Origin of the sequence: Rhizobium acaciae (genome assembly GCF_025941625.1) — a bacterium.
Lineage (GTDB): Bacteria > Pseudomonadota > Alphaproteobacteria > Rhizobiales > Rhizobiaceae > Rhizobium > Rhizobium acaciae.
Genome location: NZ_JAPCZO010000018.1, coordinates 1 through 14,782 on the forward strand (window position 1 = coordinate 1; position 14,782 = coordinate 14,782).

Consider the following 14,782-nt stretch of genomic DNA (forward strand, 5'->3'; position numbering starts at 1 on the left):
TGCGGCTGGCTTCCGACGTCGGCATGCTCTCAAGCGATGTGGCAATATCGATTGACTCGGGTTTTGCCACCTTTGCCTTGCTATTTGTTCTTGATTTTGCCGTGCTTGGATTCTGGATCGGCTAACGGTTGGCCAGCAATTGCTTCATTGCTACTCGTCAGCGATTTCAGGGGTCAAGCCCAGCGGTTGGCTATGGCCCGCGTCTTGCTGTTCGAGCCAGATCTACTTCTTGCTGGCGAACCAAACTCACGGCTCGATCCGATCGCTCAGCGTTCATCACGGGTGTGACCCTGCCGGTTGACGGTGGCTATGGCATTGGGTGATGCCGTTGCCGTATATGTTCCTCCGTGCAAGAGGGCGAGCGCGGACGAAAGACGCGTCATTGCTGAACAGGAAAGGACGATTGTCTAACGGCATCATGCAGATCGTCGAGCGCTTCCAGTCCCTCCAGGCGTGCTGGAAGGATCACGACATGTCACTGATCCAATCCCAGCGAGGTCGAATGATCAGGCTCGGTATCCTGCCGTTCTCAGTCGTCGTCCACTAGAGGTCACGGCATTCCGAATCCGCAACGGGTGCGACCCGCATCAGTCCAAATCGACCGCCACAGCCAGACCGCGACCAATCGTGCTTGAGAACGGGCAAAGTCGCCGTGCCTCCGCCGTCAAAAGTTGTGCAAGGGCCCTCTCGATGCCCGGCAACCTGACGTGCAGCCGAACGGAGAGGGTGTAGCTGACCGGGTCAATTTCTATTTCGACTTCGGCGTGGATGCTGACTTCGCCTGCAAAAGCTATGTTCCTATTGAAGGCGGCAAGCGCGATCGCGCTCGCGAAGGACGCCGACCACCCGGCTGAAAGAAGCTGCTCAGGGTTCGTACCTATTCGAGGCGAGCCAGGCGCGGAAAACCTTATGTCGAGGACTCCATCCGAGCTTCGCGCGACACCGCTTTCGCGACCGCCGATCGTGTCAGTGATCGCAGTGTAGATCACCCTTTGAGTGTTGCTCACCGGTATTTCCAGTCGGTCAGCGTCATCAACCCATCGTGGAGCGATGCGCCGCGTGAGGCTGACCTCACATTTCACCATTCGTGAAGTTACGATGGAAGCGCGCCTCCGGCCTGCTCCTGCACGATATATTCGGCATACCAGTCCGGCCAGTTGACGTCGTATTCGCCTCCGGTGGCCTTTTCGTGCACACCGTGTGCCGCGCCTGCACGGCGAAGCGTGGCTGCGAGCTCGGCCGCCGAGTTGAAGGTTGTGGCCGCGGCTTCAATCCGCCCTGGCTGACGCGTTGTGATCTCCTGGAACAGCCAGCGATTGCCATCGGGATCCGTGAACGAGGCGAATGAACGATAGCTGCGACCATCTGGATCCCGGCCTGCAGCCCTGAGGCTTCCAAAGAGGTAGTGCTCGTCCTCACCGACATAGACACCGGCAGCATCATGAAAGACCTCACTGATCTCCAATCCCTCTGCCAGCAGCTTCTCGCGGGCCGCGACGACGTCGGAGACGATCAGGTACAGCCCTTGAGCGGAGCCGGGTGCGGCAGACGTCACGTTCCTTCCGAATATCACCGAGCAACCAGAGCCAGGTGGAGTGAATTGCAACACCCGGAAATCGCCGACGTCGGATGCGTAATCGGCATCGAGCCGCCAACCGAGCTTTGCGTAGAACGTCTTCGCTCGATCGACGTCGGAAACCGGCAACACGACGATCTCCAGCTTCATGTCCATTCTTGTACTGGTTGCTGCTGCATGGTTGTCGCTCATTTTCCGTTTCCTTATGGGGTCTGCACCTGACGTCGGCGCTTGCGCCAGGCGTCACGGCATTGATCGGTGGCAGCTCAGCCGGTTTCGAACACCCTAACTCGTGCGGAGCGTCTTCAGGCCAACACGCAGTTCTTCGGTGAAGAGCATCGGCTGTTCCCAGGCGGCGAAGTGCCCGCCCTTGGCGAGCTTGTTGTAGTGGATAAGATTGGGATAGGCCTTCTCCGCCCAGCTCCGCGGAGTCTGGTATAGCTCGTCGGGGAAAACGCTGACGGCAACGGGAACATTCACCCCCTTGGGGCTGAAGAAGGCCAGCTTGTTTTCCCAGTAGAGACGAGCCGCCGAGACGCCGGTGTTGGTCAACCAAAACAGCGTCACATTGTCGAGCACGTCGTCGGGGGTCAGGCCTTCAGGCATTCCGTCGAACGACCTAGCGATCAGCTCCAGACTGCGGGCGTCGTGGTCGATCATGAAGGTCGCAAGTCCGATCGGGGAATCCGCGAACGCTGCCGCCGTCTGCGGCCTCGTGCCCATCCAGAGCGCGTAATATACATGCCTGTAGAAGAAGACGAGCTGGTCATACGAACTTCTCTCTTCGTCGGAGAGACCTGATGGGGCCGGAGCGCCGGAGAACGAAGCCTCATCGATTTCTGCCGGTATGGCACCGGGCATATTGACGTGGATGCCGACCAACTCCTTTGGCGCCTGTACGCCGATCATCTCGGTGACGACGGCGCCCCAGTCGCCGCCCTGAGCCGCATAGCGGTTGTAACCAAGGCGCCGCATGAGCACGATCCATGCGTTGGCGATCCGCTCGGGACCCCAGCCCGTTTCCGTCGGCTTGCCCGAGAAGCCGTAGCCCGGCATCGAAGGTATCACGAGGTGGAAGGCGTCCGCGGCAGTGCCGCCATGTGCGGTCGGATCGGTGAGGGGACCGATGATCTTCATCTGTTCGATGATCGAACCTGGCCATCCATGCGTCACGATGAGAGGCAGAGCGTCTTCGTGCTTGGAGCGTATATGCATAAAATGGATGTCGAGACCGCCGATCTCGGTGACAAAATTCGGCACCGAATTGATGCGCGCTTCGATCTTGCGCCAGTCGTAGTCCTTCTCCCAGTAGCGCAGGAGCTGCTTGATGGTCTTGAGCTGGACGCCCTGCGTCTTATCGGAAACAGTCTCCTGCTCCGGAAGCCGAGCGTGGGCCAGCCTGCGACGGAGGTCGGTGACGTCGGCCTCCGGAATGTTGACCTTAAACGGACGGATGGCATCTCCGCCGGAAGCGGCCACAGCGGGCCCCACCGGGAACAGACTTGCCGCGCTTGCGACGGTGATGCCGCTTGCGGCCGCGCCCAAGAGCGTGCGCCGATTTTTGTCGACTGTGTCCGATGTCACCTTAGGCATGATTTTCTCCTCGGGAGTAGCGGGTGAGCGGCTGCGCCTCTGTGCTGGCAAATAACTACTCCCGCGCGCCGGAGACCGCCCGTTATGCATTGTTAGATTTTGTTAGCGGCCGCCGAAGTGCTCGCACGCACTGATGCGTGGCGATGGTCGACTGTCTCAGCTATCATGAGAAGGACCATGAAAGGTCAGCGCCATGACAGCAGGGGGCGGTCCGGCCACCGACGAGATATCGTTCGGTCCATTCCAGTTGAGAGCGAACGAGCGTCTTCTGACCAGGGAGGGGGCCGTCGTCGAACTGGGAGGACGAGCCTATGACATTTTAATCGCTCTCACGTCCTGTCCTAACGAGGTCATGAGCAAGCAGGACCTGATCGCCCGCGTTTGGCCCCATGTCGTAGTCGAGGAGGGAAGCCTCAGGTTCCATATGACCAGCCTTCGCAAGGCACTCGGCGACGGCAAGGATGGTGCTCGGTTCATCAAGACCCTGTCGGGGCGCGGATATTGTTTCGTCGCGGCCATTACACGAGCCACGCACCCGCGCCTTCCGATTGTGCCCGCCCCGGTCGATTTCCCGCATGCAAACCTTCCGAGCCCTGTGAACCGGGTCATCGGAAGGGATGAGGACGTAGTTCAAATCTCTGCACAGCTCGACGCATCAGGTCTGGTCACGATCGTCGGCGCAGGCGGAATGGGAAAGACGACGGTCGCCATCGCTGTAGCACAGGGCCTGAACAGTGAATTCGCGGGCACCGTCCTGTTCGTCGACCTGGGAATGCTGAGCGATGCCCGCCTTGTGACGACGGCGATCGCATCCATGTTGGGATTACAGGTCGGTGCGGGCGATGCGGAGGCCAGCCTGATCGCATTCCTGCGCGACAAACGTGCGCTCATAGTCCTCGATACGTGCGAACACCTCGTCGAGGCGGTGGCGCGGCTTTCCTCCTCCCTCATCACGGCAGCGCCTCACGTTCGCATCCTCGCGACCAGTCGCGAAGCCCTCCAGGTTGAAGGAGAAAGAGTCTACCGTCTCGAGCCTCTTGCTTGCCCGCGTGATGATCGTATGGCCTCGGCGGAGACGGTCCGGCAATTTCCCGCCACCCGGTTATTCATCGAGCGCGCGGTGGCCAACGACGCCCATCTCGATATCGACGAGATGGAGGCGCCCATCGTTGCGGACATTTGCCGCAAGCTCGGTGGGGTCGCCCTGGCGATAGAACTGACCGCAAGGCGAGTTGAAGCCTTTGGTCTTCGGCAGACGGCCGAACTCATCGATCAGCACCTGGCGCTCCAATGGACGGGTGCCCGCACCGCGCAGCCGCGGCACAGGACGCTTCAGGCCACCCTCGACTGGAGCTATGACCTCCTCGCTCCCCTTGAGCGCACCGTGCTTCGACGCCTTGCGGTATTCACGGGCCATTTCACCCTCGACGCCGCGGTGGAAGTCGTGGCTGGCGATGGCCTAGCGCGTTCCGACGTGTTCGGAGCGATCGACAGCCTTGTCGCAAAGTCGATGGTCGCGGCTCGTCCCATCGGGGCGATGCTGCGCTACCGGCTCCTCGACACGACGCGAGCCTATGCCTTGGCGATCCCGCTCGAGATTGACGAACATGCGGATCTCGCGGTTCGACACGCCGACTATTTCGGGCGCTGGCTTGGCCAGAGTGCCGGAGACTGGGCAACTAGGAAGACAGGCTCCGAACGCGCGTCCTATTTCGCCGCACTGAATAACGTTCGCGCGGCTCTTGAGTGGTGTTTCGGCGACAAAGGCGAAATGGAAGTCGGCGTGAGGCTCGCGGCTGCGGCCGGCCCCGCCTTGCTTGCGATGTCATTGATGCCCGAAGCCTTTCGCTGGTCGCAACGTGCCATCCTGGCACTCGACGACAGCACGCGGGGAGGCGTCGATGAGATGCACCTCCAAGCAGTGTTCGGCATTGCGGCAACGCATCTCCAGGGAAAGATCGACGCTGCGCTGATCGCCTTGAGCCGGGGGCTGGAGATCGCCGAGAAAATGGACGACGTCGTCAATCAGGTCGGGCTCCTGAGCATGTTACGGACCTACTACTTCCGAAGCGGCGACTTCAGGACGGCCTACGTATACGCGCGCCGCTGCAAGACTGTAGCCGACACGATCCGGGATTTCGCTGCCTCGGCACAAGCGCGATCAATCCTAGGAAGATCGCTCCACCTGGCTGGCGACTTGGCGGCCGCACATGTCGAGCTTGAGGCAAGCCTGGTCGACTGGTCGCGAGCAGGTCGGACAACGATCTATCTGTCTCATGAACTGCATTTCCCCAGTGAAGTGACGATGGCGAGAAACCTATGGCTGCGTGGGTTTCCCGATCAGGCAGCGGAATGCGCCCATAAGGTTATCGAGAGCGCGGTGCGGACCGACCGGGCCGCCGCTTTGGTGGTCGCCTTGGGGTGGGCCGTCTCCGTTTTTATTTGGAACGGCGATTGGGAGAACGCTCAGGAATACGTCGAAGCGCTCGTGTATCAGGCCGAGACCAATTCGCTGGGACCGTTCATCGCCGCGGGGCGGGCTCGCCGCGGTGAACTCGCCATTCTTCGAGGCGCAGCAAAAGCGGGGATCCTCGAGTTGCGAGCCGGTTTGGCGACAATTCAATCGATCGGTTACGAAGTGCTGACGACTGAGTTCAATATCTCGCTCATTCGAGGACTGCATGCAGTCGGCCGGGTGACCGAAGCCAGGGAACTGATGGAGCGCACCATTCGAAATATAGACACCAACGGCGATGACCTCTACATGCCGGAGCTTCTCCGGGTGAAGGGAAACGTTCTTCTAGCCGTACCAGAACTACGCGACGAAGCGCAGGCATGCTTCCAGCGCTCAATCGACATGAGCCGTCTTCAGGGTGCACGCGGCTGGGAACTGAGGGCGGCGACTGACTTTGCAAGCATGATGAGCAAAAGTGGAAACCATGGCGCCGCTCGGGAAGTGCTTCAACCTGTTGTCGATCACTTTGTTGAAGGAATGGAGACGGCGGACGTTAGAAAAGCCGAGCAGCTCTTGGCTGAAGTGAGCTGAACGAAGCGAAGTCTCCTACCGCGCACAAAGGTGACGGCCGGACCCGCGCGAAGTGTTTGGCGTTCGGTTGAACCGAGGAGAACCCTCATTTCAATCTCCCGCCGCCGTATGTACCGCCGCTCGAAAATCCGCCACCGGATCCTGATCGCACTTGCACGGCGATTTATTCGGGAAAATAACCACTGAAGACATCAAGCATGGAGGCTCAGGCTAGTGAGCAGTATCAAGGTTCGGCCGCCTCTTCTGGCGTTTTTTGTCATCGGCGTCGTGGGTGTCGGATTCGCGATCGGTCTAACCATCAGGCCGGGCGCGTGGTACGAGTCGCTTGAGAAGCCGTTCTTCACTCCTCCAAACTGGGTGTTCGGTCCAGTGTGGACAGTCGTATATGTGCTGATCGCGATAGCGGGCTGGCGCGTAGCGTTGAGCGAAGGTTTCAGCTCGGCAGCGTTCCGTCTTTGGGGATTGCAGATGGTCCTGAATTGGGCGTGGACCCCGATCTTCTTTGGTGCTCATTCTATCTCGCTTGGCCTGGTAACGATCCTGAGCTTGTCGGCGGTTGCTATATTTTTTATGGCCAAGGCTCGTGACCGGTGGGCGTTCTGGTGTTTCGCACCGTATCTTGTCTGGCTGTGCTATGCTTCCGCATTGAACGCGGCAATCCTGGCGCTCAACTGAGATGGGTTGTTTCCGAGGTGCGCTGCCCATCGGGTCACGGGTGCGATCGACATAGGACCCGGACAGAAGGGGATCAGCCCCGAGGCTTTCATAATCGGTCCGGGGCTTAGAACGCAGCCGCAGTCGTTCCGCGAGATTTCCGAGCTTGTCAGGGCCACTGCGGGATCACTTAGGATGGCGACCAAATCTTCCGGGTGAGCCACTGCCTCTTCTCGCGGCAGATCGTCCCGCCTGCATCGAGAATATAAACGCTGGTTTCTTTGACAGAGACGTCGAGGCCGGCGTGATGTTTCATGGCTGCGCTTCCTCTTTCTGATGCTTGTGAGTGTTTCGCCACGTTTTATCATCAACTCGGAGCGCAGCACCTTCCTTTCCGATCGGTGGAGATGGGGCACGAAGCCGATTGCCCCATCTTGGCTAAGCCTCCGGTGGTTGGTTCTCGCAAGGTCCAAGTTTCAGGCTTGTACTGGCCAGTGATCAAGCAATGATACGCAATCTCCTGTTCTTGTGCTGCCGCACGGATCTTGCGATCCCTCTCGAAAGTTCTTAGGTCACCGGAGGTTTTTGCATTCTGCAACTCCGTGTTCGAGAAGGCCGACATGATCCTCACCCTCGGAGGCGTTAGAAAATCCTATTCCACTGCCGAGGGCCCGATCGAAATCCTGAAGGGCATCGATCTGGAAGTCGCTGCGGGCGAAAGTGTTGCGTTAACCGGAGAGTCAGGCAGTGGCAAAAGCACATTGCTGCATTTGGCAGGCGGGCTCGACCGTGCAGACAGCGGCTCGATCGTGATGGATGGCAGCGATCTGGCGCGATTTGCAGAAAAAGAACGGTCCCAATACCGGAGAAAGATGGTCGGCCTTGTTTTTCAACAGTTTAACCTCATTCCATCACTGAGCGTCGCAGCCAATATCTCGTTCCACGCCAAGCTTGCAAACCGGTACGATCACGCTTGGGAAGCGCAGTTGGTCGAGAAACTGGGGCTGGAAGAATACACCGCCCGATATCCCGAACAGCTTTCCGGAGGCCAACAGCAGCGCGTTGCAATCGGACGAACCTTGGCTGCTCGACCTCCTCTCATCCTTGCGGACGAACCAACCGGCAACCTGGATGAGCAAACAGGCGATGCGGTCCTCGATCTGATGCTCAGCCTGGCCCGGACAGTGGGATCGGCTCTGCTTCTCGTCACTCACTCCACTAGGCTTGCAGCTCGTCTGGACCGAACGGTGGTCCTTCGCGGTGGGAAGATTGCCGAATGAACTTCGTTGCATTCGCAGCCCTGCTGTCACACTGGCGTCGGAGACCTCTCCAGCTTCTGACGCTGGTCATGGGGATTGCGCTTGCGACGGCTCTCTGGTCCGGCGTTCAGGCTATCAACGCCGAGGCGAGGGCGAGCTATGCCCGGGCGGCTTCGGTCCTGGAGCAAGGCAACCTCCGGCAGATCGTCGCCAAGGACGGTGATGGCATAGCGACTGAGGTCTATGGCAGCCTGCGTCGAGCGGGTCTGAATGTTTCGCCCGTGATTGAAGGCAACTACCGCTTCGGAAGCACAAGGATCAGATTGGTTGGTATCGAACCTCTGACAATGCCAACGGACACCCGGAACGAGACCGTCGCCAGCCGTCCAGACCTATCCGGCTTCTTTTCAGGCAGCGGACAGTTGCTTGTGTCGAGCGCCACTGCCGAGCGGCTCCGTGGCGCCACGGACATGAACATCAAAGTCGATGGTAAGGTTCCCGACGGTGCTGCCTTCGTCGACATATCGGTCGCTGATCGATTGCTCGACAAGCACGGGAAGATTGACCGCCTGGTGGTCGCAGCCGATCAAAAGATTTCCGCCGAAGCAATCGATCAGGCGGGATTGACGATCCGCGAACCGGCTGAACAACCAGACGTCGCTCGCCTCACAGAGAGCTTCCACCTCAACTTGACCGCCTTCGGCTTCCTTTCGTTCATCGTCGGGCTCTTCATCGTGTATTCCGCCACGGGCCTGACCTTCGAACAGCGTCGAGGCACTTTTCGTACACTCAGATCGCTTGGTGTCTCGCTTCGAGCCTTGACCACTATGCTCCTGATCGAGCTTTCGATGCTGGCGCTGATAGCCGGCTTGATCGGCGTCATACTCGGCTACGTCATAGCATGGCTCCTGATGCCGGGCGTCGCCGCGACCCTCAGGGGCCTCTACGGCGCCGATGTGTCAGGCTCGCTATCCATTCGGCCGGAGTGGTGGCTGGCTGGACTGGCGATTGCTCTCGGAGGAACCGCTGTCTCGTCAGCTCAGAGCCTGTGGCGGGTTTGGAAGCTGCCGATTTTGGCCGCCGCCCAGCCGCGAGCGTGGGAAAGAGAGTCGGCCAGATCGCTTGCCTTTCAAGCCGGAACGGGTGGAATTCTGCTGATCTTGGCTGCTGTCCTGGCGACTGCTGCGTCCGGGCTGGTGGCGGGTTTTGCGGTACTTGGCTGCCTGCTGCTTGGAACAGCTCTGGTGCTACCTGGACTTCTTGCCATCATCGTGACCAAAGCGCAGCGATTGGCACGGAGCGCCCTCATGGAATGGTTCTGGGCCGACACCCGCATTCAGATTCCCGGCCTGTCATTGGCTTTGATGGCTCTGCTGCTGGCATTGTCGGCGAACATCGGCGTCGGCACGATGGTATCGAGCTTCCGGCTGACTTTCATCGGATGGCTCGATCAACGCCTCGCCGCCGAGCTTTACGTGACTGCCAAGGATGAGAAGCAAGCTGCGCGGCTTAGAGTCTGGCTTCCACAACGCTCGAGGGCGGTCTTGCCCATCTGGAGCGTCGACGGCGAGGTGCTTGGCGAACAGATCCAGATCTTTGGTGTCGCGGACGATTCGACCTACCGGGAGAACTGGCCCTTAATCGCTTCCGACAATGACGTTTGGGATAAGATCGCTGCCGGTCAGGGCGCTCTCATCAATGAACAGATGTGGCGTCGCGGCGAAGCCAAGATCGGCCAGCCATTGGTCATGCCTGGAGGCTGGAGCGCAACCGTGGTCGGCGTATACTCGGACTATGGAAATCCGAATGGGCAAGCGATAATCGGGATCAAATCGCTGGTCGATCATTACCCCGATGTTCCGAAACTTCGCTTCGGTGTCCGCGTTGTTCCCGAGCAAGCCCAGGAACTCAAGCGTCGGTTAATCGAGGAGTTTGGCCTCCCGGATAGCGCGATTGTTGACCAGGCTTCGCTTAAGCGGCAATCGAGAGCCATCTTCGATCAGACATTCAAGGTGACCGGCGCGTTGAACGTCCTCACCCTTGGTGTGGCAGGATTTGCCATGTTCTCAAGTCTCCTGACACTGTCTGGTATTCGCCTTCCACAGCTCGCGCCGGTGTGGGCAATGGGTATACGGCGACGGGATCTGGCGCTCTACGAAGTTGCCCGGACACTTGCACTCTGGCTGGCAACATTTGTGGCTGCGATCCCGGTCGGTCTTGCCCTGGCGTGGGTCCTGCTTGCGATCGTGAACGTGGAGGCCTTTGGTTGGCGATTGCCGATGATGGTGTTTCCAATGGATTGGCTTTGGCTAGGAGCAATCGCTCTTATTGCTGCATTGTTGTCGGTGCTGGTTCCGGTTCGACGTCTGGCCTCGATCAATCCTGCGGACCTGCTGAGGATTTTCGCCAATGAACGGTAGAAAGTCGGCATCTGTCCTGATAGCGGCGGCTATGATCTGTGCGAGTGATCAGACATTTGCGCAAGGCTTCGCCGGATTGGGATCGGATGCGCAAGGTTTTGCGATCCCGGAGCGGGGCACGGCTCTTTCTTTCCCCACCGATCATGGCGCTCATCCTGATTATCGCATTGAGTGGTGGTATGTGACCGCCAACCTCAAGGATGAGGATGGCGAGCAATATGGAGCGCAGTGGACGCTGTTTCGCTCTGCGCTGGCTCCGGGAGACAGGGCAGGTTTCGCGGATCCACAGATCTGGATCGGGCACGCAGCGATCACCACTCAGGACCATCAGTATGTCGCAGAGCGCTTAGGGCGGGGAGGCGTCGGGCAGGCGGGCGTTGCTGCGGCACCATTTCGGGCTTGGATAGACGACTGGCGGATGGAGGGTAGCGAGCCGACCGGCTCGGACGCCTTTGGCAACCTTTCTGTCTCCGCCGGCGGGCCGGACTTCAGCTACACCTTAGACCTCAAGGCCGACGGCCCGCTCGTTCTTCAGGGAGACAACGGTTTCTCCTTGAAGTCGGCGAACGGACAGGCGAGCTACTATTACTCACAGCCTTTCTATGAGGTGGCGGGAACGATCACGACGTTCGGAGCGCCGATCAAGGTCACCGGCAAAGCCTGGCTGGATCGGGAGTGGTCGTCGCAGCCGCTTGCGTCTAATCAGACCGGCTGGGACTGGTTCTCGCTGCATCTGAATTCCGGCGATAAGCTGATGGCTTTTCGCCTTCGTGATGACAAGGACGGGTTCATCTCCGCGAACTGGATATCCGCGGATGGACGGACGACACCTCTGTCGAAAGACGACGTTCAACTGGAGCCGACGCGGAAGGCAACGGTCGATGGGCGCCGGATGCCGGTAGGGTGGCGTATACGCGTACCGGGTAAGTCACTTGATATTACGACGAAACCGCTGAACGAGCAGTCCTGGATGGCGACCTCTACGCCCTATTGGGAGGGGCCGATCAACTTCACAGGCTCCACGTCAGGTGTCGGATATCTTGAAATGACCGGCTATTAGCTGCTACGTCTGACAGGTAGCTACTCCGTCGAACGGTGCGAGCCGGCCAAGCCTGGTTCGTATCGCCAAATCCGAGAAGTGTGAACGTCAATGCGGTGCCATACGCCGGGAAAGAGCAGGAAAATCGAGCCGCCGGCGATCGCGACCTGCTGAAATGGTGGTCGTCCGGATGACGACTCGGTGGGTAGTTGGAATTCGATCCGATCTCGGTGTACCCAGTGGAGATGGCCGTACAGCCCCACGGCCGGTGATCATCCTCAATCTGCAGCCGACCGTAGCCATCGACTATGCCACTTTCAACGCCCTCGGCGATCGGATACCGATGACCGGCGAATGGCTGGCGCATTGCTCTGCCTGCCCCGTCCCCGAAATCGCCAATGTCTTCCGTCGAGCGGACGGGCCGGGGCATACTAAAATTGCTCAGGGCCGAACAAGATCCGGCCCCTCAACGTTTTTCACGGCAAGGTCGGCTCCGGCGTCAGCGTTGAAATGTCGGTTCAGCAGGGACCGGTCACGCTGCTCTCAATCGTCGAAGACGCCGGTACCATCAAGCTGCTCTGCACCGAAGGCGCCTCTGTGGCCGGCCCGATCCTCGAAATCGGCAACACTAACAGCCGTTATCGATTTCCACTTGGAGCCCGGCGCTTTGTCGAGGCGTGGAACGCACAGGGACCCGCACACCATTTCGCCGTTGGCGTCGGACATATTGCCGGGCGCATCGAGAAGCTTGGAAAGCTGCTGGATCTGGCCGTTGTAAAAGTCTGCTGACAAGAGGGGATGCAGAAGCGCGCCAGAGTGAGCAACCACTTCATCGTGCGAAAGTCCTCGCAAGATGCGTTTCGAGCCATAGTGGCAAAGCACCCCGCCAGCCAGTGTCATTGATTGCCGCGTTGCGAGGTAAGGAACCGTCGCGGGCGCTTTCGTGGAGGAAGCTCGCGCATCCGGGTCGATCAGCCGCAACTCGCCAAATAACGCGAGCCCGAGCTCCATGCGGCTATCGCCTCTCGGTGTGCCTGACTACTCTCCGAGCGGATGAGTGATATCCGCTTTGGAGGTTCCCAATGCCAGACCGCGACTTTCCGCCTGCGCCATCGCCTTCACCAGCGCGATGACCGTTTCGCGGATATTGCTGTCGGCGATCTTTAGAAAGGCGCGATTGAGCACCAATCCCTCTTTCGTTCGCAGGAATTCGGCGACCGGGTCCATATTCGCGGATAGATCCAGCCCTTGCAGCGTCAACGGCTCGGAATTCTCCTGTTCGAAGAAGAAGCTCGGCGACGTGTGTAGCACCTCGGCGATCCGCTGCAGCCGGCTCGCGCCGATGCGGTTGATGCCCTTCTCGTATTTCTGAACCTGCTGAAAGGTCACGCCGATCTGCTCGGCAAGCCGTTCCTGGCTCATCCCGAGCAACTGCCGGCGCAATCTAATGCGCGCTCCGACATAGCTGTCTATCGCATTCGCTGTCTTGACATTCATCGTGTGTTTTCAGCCTCGATCGCATTTTCAATCGGTGCAGCTGTAGTATCCCCTGCATGGCTTTTCCATGGTTGTTTTCACATAGCCCACTGGATATGTGATCATCGCTGCTGACTGTGATATGAAAGCCCTCGCCGGGAAAGACGTGAAATCACGCAGAAATCACTCGGCGGAAGCGCAAATCGAACAAAAGCCGTACCAATACGGATAAAACTGGGCTGTAATTGCGTCCCGGCTTACGCTAAATGCAGTTCAGCGACCGTCGCACGAGAGTCTTCCCAGCCCCGATCGCCCGAAAATCCATCGAACAAAAGCGACGTGGCATGGCACCGGCCGTGCCTGTGCAGGAGAAGTATTGATGGCAACCGTTGCCGAGAGCCCGCCTCGTTTCGAAAAGACGACGATGTCTATCCTCATGGCGGTCAGCTTCTGCCACATGCTGAACGACATCATGCAGTCGCTGCTCGCCTCACTCTATCCGCTGTTCAAGGCGAACTACGATCTCGATTTCGTGCAGATCGGTCTCCTCACCATGACTTTCCAGGTCACGGCTTCGCTGCTGCAGCCGCTCGTCGGCATCGTCACCGACCGCTGGCCGATGCCCTATTCGCTGCCGGTCGGCATGGCGAGCACCTTTTGCGGCCTCATTCTGCTCGGTAATGCCGGCAGTTTCACCCTGCTGCTGGTTGCCGCCAGCCTGATCGGCTTCGGCTCGGCGGTCTTCCACCCGGAATCTTCGCGCGTTGCCCGTCTTGCCTCCGGCGGTCGCCACGGTTTCGCGCAATCCTTCTTCCAGGTCGGCGGCAATGCCGGCCAGGCAATCGGTCCGCTGCTTGCCGCCTTCATCGTGCTGCCGCTCGGCCAGCACAGCGTCTCCTGGTTCGCCGCCATCGCCATGGTCGGCATGGTGGTGCTGAGTTGGGTCGGCAACTGGTACATCAGCCACAGGCGCCAGAATGCCAGTAAGCCGGCAATAAGCCGGACCCTGCCGCTGCCGCAGAACCGGGTCGTCTGGGCGCTGCTGATTCTCGTGCTGCTGACGGCAACGAAGAATGTCTACATGGCCAGCGTATCGAGCTACTTCACCTTCTATGTCATCGACAAATTCGAGCTCAGCGTGCAGCAGGCACAGCTGATGCTCTTTCTGTTCCTCGGCTCGGTTGCCGTCGGCACGTTCCTCGGTGGGCCGATCGGTGACCGCTTCGGCGCGCGTTTCGTCATCTGGTTCTCGATCCTCGGGGTCATTCCCTTCGCGCTCCTGCTTCCCTATGCGAACCTTTTCTGGACGGGTGTGCTCAGCGTCGTCATCGGCCTGATCTTCGCTTCGGCCTTCTCGGCAATCGTCGTCTTTGCGCAGGAACTGGTGCCGGGGCGCGTCGGGCTGATTGCCGGGGTCTTCTTCGGCTTCGCATTCGGGGCAGGGGGGCTTGGTGCCGCCCTGCTCGGCAGTTTCGCCGACACCCATGGCATCGATTTCGTCTACCGCATCTGCTCCTACCTGCCGCTGCTCGGTCTTCTCACAGTCTTCCTGCCGCGTATTCCCAAGCAGAAACCAGCCTGAGGCGACATCGCTTACGGACAATCGATCGAGCCGGAATGTCACCACACTCCGGCTCGATTTCGTACATCGCCTTCGCCCATAGGCCCGAACGTATTTTTCTCCTCCTATGGGGAAGAGGGATCACCATTCCTTTAATC

At 59.4% G+C, this 14,782-nt stretch carries 11 protein-coding genes and 2 pseudogenes; 8 read left to right on the forward strand and 5 right to left on the reverse strand.

Features of this window, described 5'->3' with window-relative positions:
* Nucleotides 1-403 precede the first annotated feature (403 nt).
* A complete protein-coding gene (locus OLZ32_RS25870) occupies nt 404-547 on the forward strand; it encodes a hypothetical protein (protein WP_264398449.1) in 144 nt (47 codons plus the stop codon).
* Between the two features lie 40 nt (nt 548-587).
* On the opposite strand, the gene OLZ32_RS25875 is transcribed toward OLZ32_RS25870, so the two are convergent.
* The 3 genes from OLZ32_RS25875 to OLZ32_RS25885 form a co-directional block, all read right to left on the reverse strand.
* A complete protein-coding gene (locus OLZ32_RS25875; RefSeq protein ID WP_028744101.1) occupies nt 588-1,007 on the reverse strand; it encodes an Ohr family peroxiredoxin in 420 nt (139 codons plus the stop codon).
* A gap of 86 nt (nt 1,008-1,093) precedes the next feature.
* Nucleotides 1,094-1,768, reverse strand: coding sequence for a VOC family protein (locus OLZ32_RS25880; protein WP_264398450.1), 675 nt, complete (start codon nt 1,766-1,768; stop codon nt 1,094-1,096).
* Nucleotides 1,769-1,861: 93 nt separating this feature from the next.
* Entirely contained in the window at nt 1,862-3,169 is a 1,308-nt protein-coding gene (locus OLZ32_RS25885) for an epoxide hydrolase family protein (RefSeq protein WP_264398451.1), read from the reverse strand.
* 193 nt (nt 3,170-3,362) lie between these two features.
* Between OLZ32_RS25885 and OLZ32_RS25890 the strand changes: the two genes are divergently transcribed.
* The gene (locus tag OLZ32_RS25890; RefSeq protein ID WP_264398452.1) at nt 3,363-6,215 is read left to right on the forward strand and encodes an ATP-binding protein; all 2,853 of its coding nucleotides are present in this window, start codon (nt 3,363-3,365) and stop codon (nt 6,213-6,215) included.
* Between the two features lie 213 nt (nt 6,216-6,428).
* Nucleotides 6,429-6,890 (forward strand): TspO/MBR family protein, encoded by a 462-nt coding sequence (locus tag OLZ32_RS25895; RefSeq protein ID WP_003549153.1) that lies wholly within the window; start codon nt 6,429-6,431, stop codon nt 6,888-6,890.
* A 158-nt stretch (nt 6,891-7,048) separates the two neighbouring features.
* Here OLZ32_RS25895 and OLZ32_RS25900 read toward each other — a convergent pair.
* Nucleotides 7,049-7,185, reverse strand: a pseudogene (locus OLZ32_RS25900) (IS110 family transposase); the annotation flags it as partial.
* Between the two features lie 304 nt (nt 7,186-7,489).
* On the opposite strand from OLZ32_RS25900, the gene OLZ32_RS25905 reads away from it, so the two are divergent.
* The 4 genes and pseudogenes from OLZ32_RS25905 to OLZ32_RS39270 all read left to right on the forward strand — a co-directional run.
* Nucleotides 7,490-8,149: an ABC transporter ATP-binding protein gene (locus OLZ32_RS25905; RefSeq protein WP_264398453.1), complete on the forward strand. Its 660-nt coding sequence runs from the start codon at nt 7,490-7,492 to the stop codon at nt 8,147-8,149.
* Nucleotides 8,146-10,548, forward strand: coding sequence for an FtsX-like permease family protein (locus tag OLZ32_RS25910; protein ID WP_264423501.1), 2,403 nt, complete (start codon nt 8,146-8,148; stop codon nt 10,546-10,548). Before OLZ32_RS25905 ends, OLZ32_RS25910 begins: the two co-directional genes overlap by 4 nt.
* On the forward strand, nt 10,538-11,608 hold the full coding sequence (locus OLZ32_RS25915; protein ID WP_264398455.1) for a lipocalin-like domain-containing protein: 1,071 nt from the start codon (nt 10,538-10,540) through the stop codon (nt 11,606-11,608). The genes OLZ32_RS25910 and OLZ32_RS25915 overlap by 11 nt, the downstream gene beginning before the upstream one ends.
* 229 nt (nt 11,609-11,837) lie before the next feature.
* Nucleotides 11,838-12,376: pseudogene (locus OLZ32_RS39270) on the forward strand (arabinose isomerase); the annotation flags it as partial.
* Nucleotides 12,377-12,625: 249 nt separating this feature from the next.
* Here OLZ32_RS39270 and OLZ32_RS25925 read toward each other — a convergent pair.
* On the reverse strand, nt 12,626-13,084 hold the full coding sequence (locus OLZ32_RS25925) for a helix-turn-helix domain-containing protein (protein WP_264398457.1): 459 nt from the start codon (nt 13,082-13,084) through the stop codon (nt 12,626-12,628).
* Between the two features lie 358 nt (nt 13,085-13,442).
* Here OLZ32_RS25925 and OLZ32_RS25930 point away from each other — a divergent pair, with 358 nt between their 5' ends.
* A complete protein-coding gene (locus tag OLZ32_RS25930) occupies nt 13,443-14,645 on the forward strand; it encodes an MFS transporter (protein WP_264398458.1) in 1,203 nt (400 codons plus the stop codon).
* The last annotated feature ends 137 nt before the right edge of the window (nt 14,646-14,782 follow it).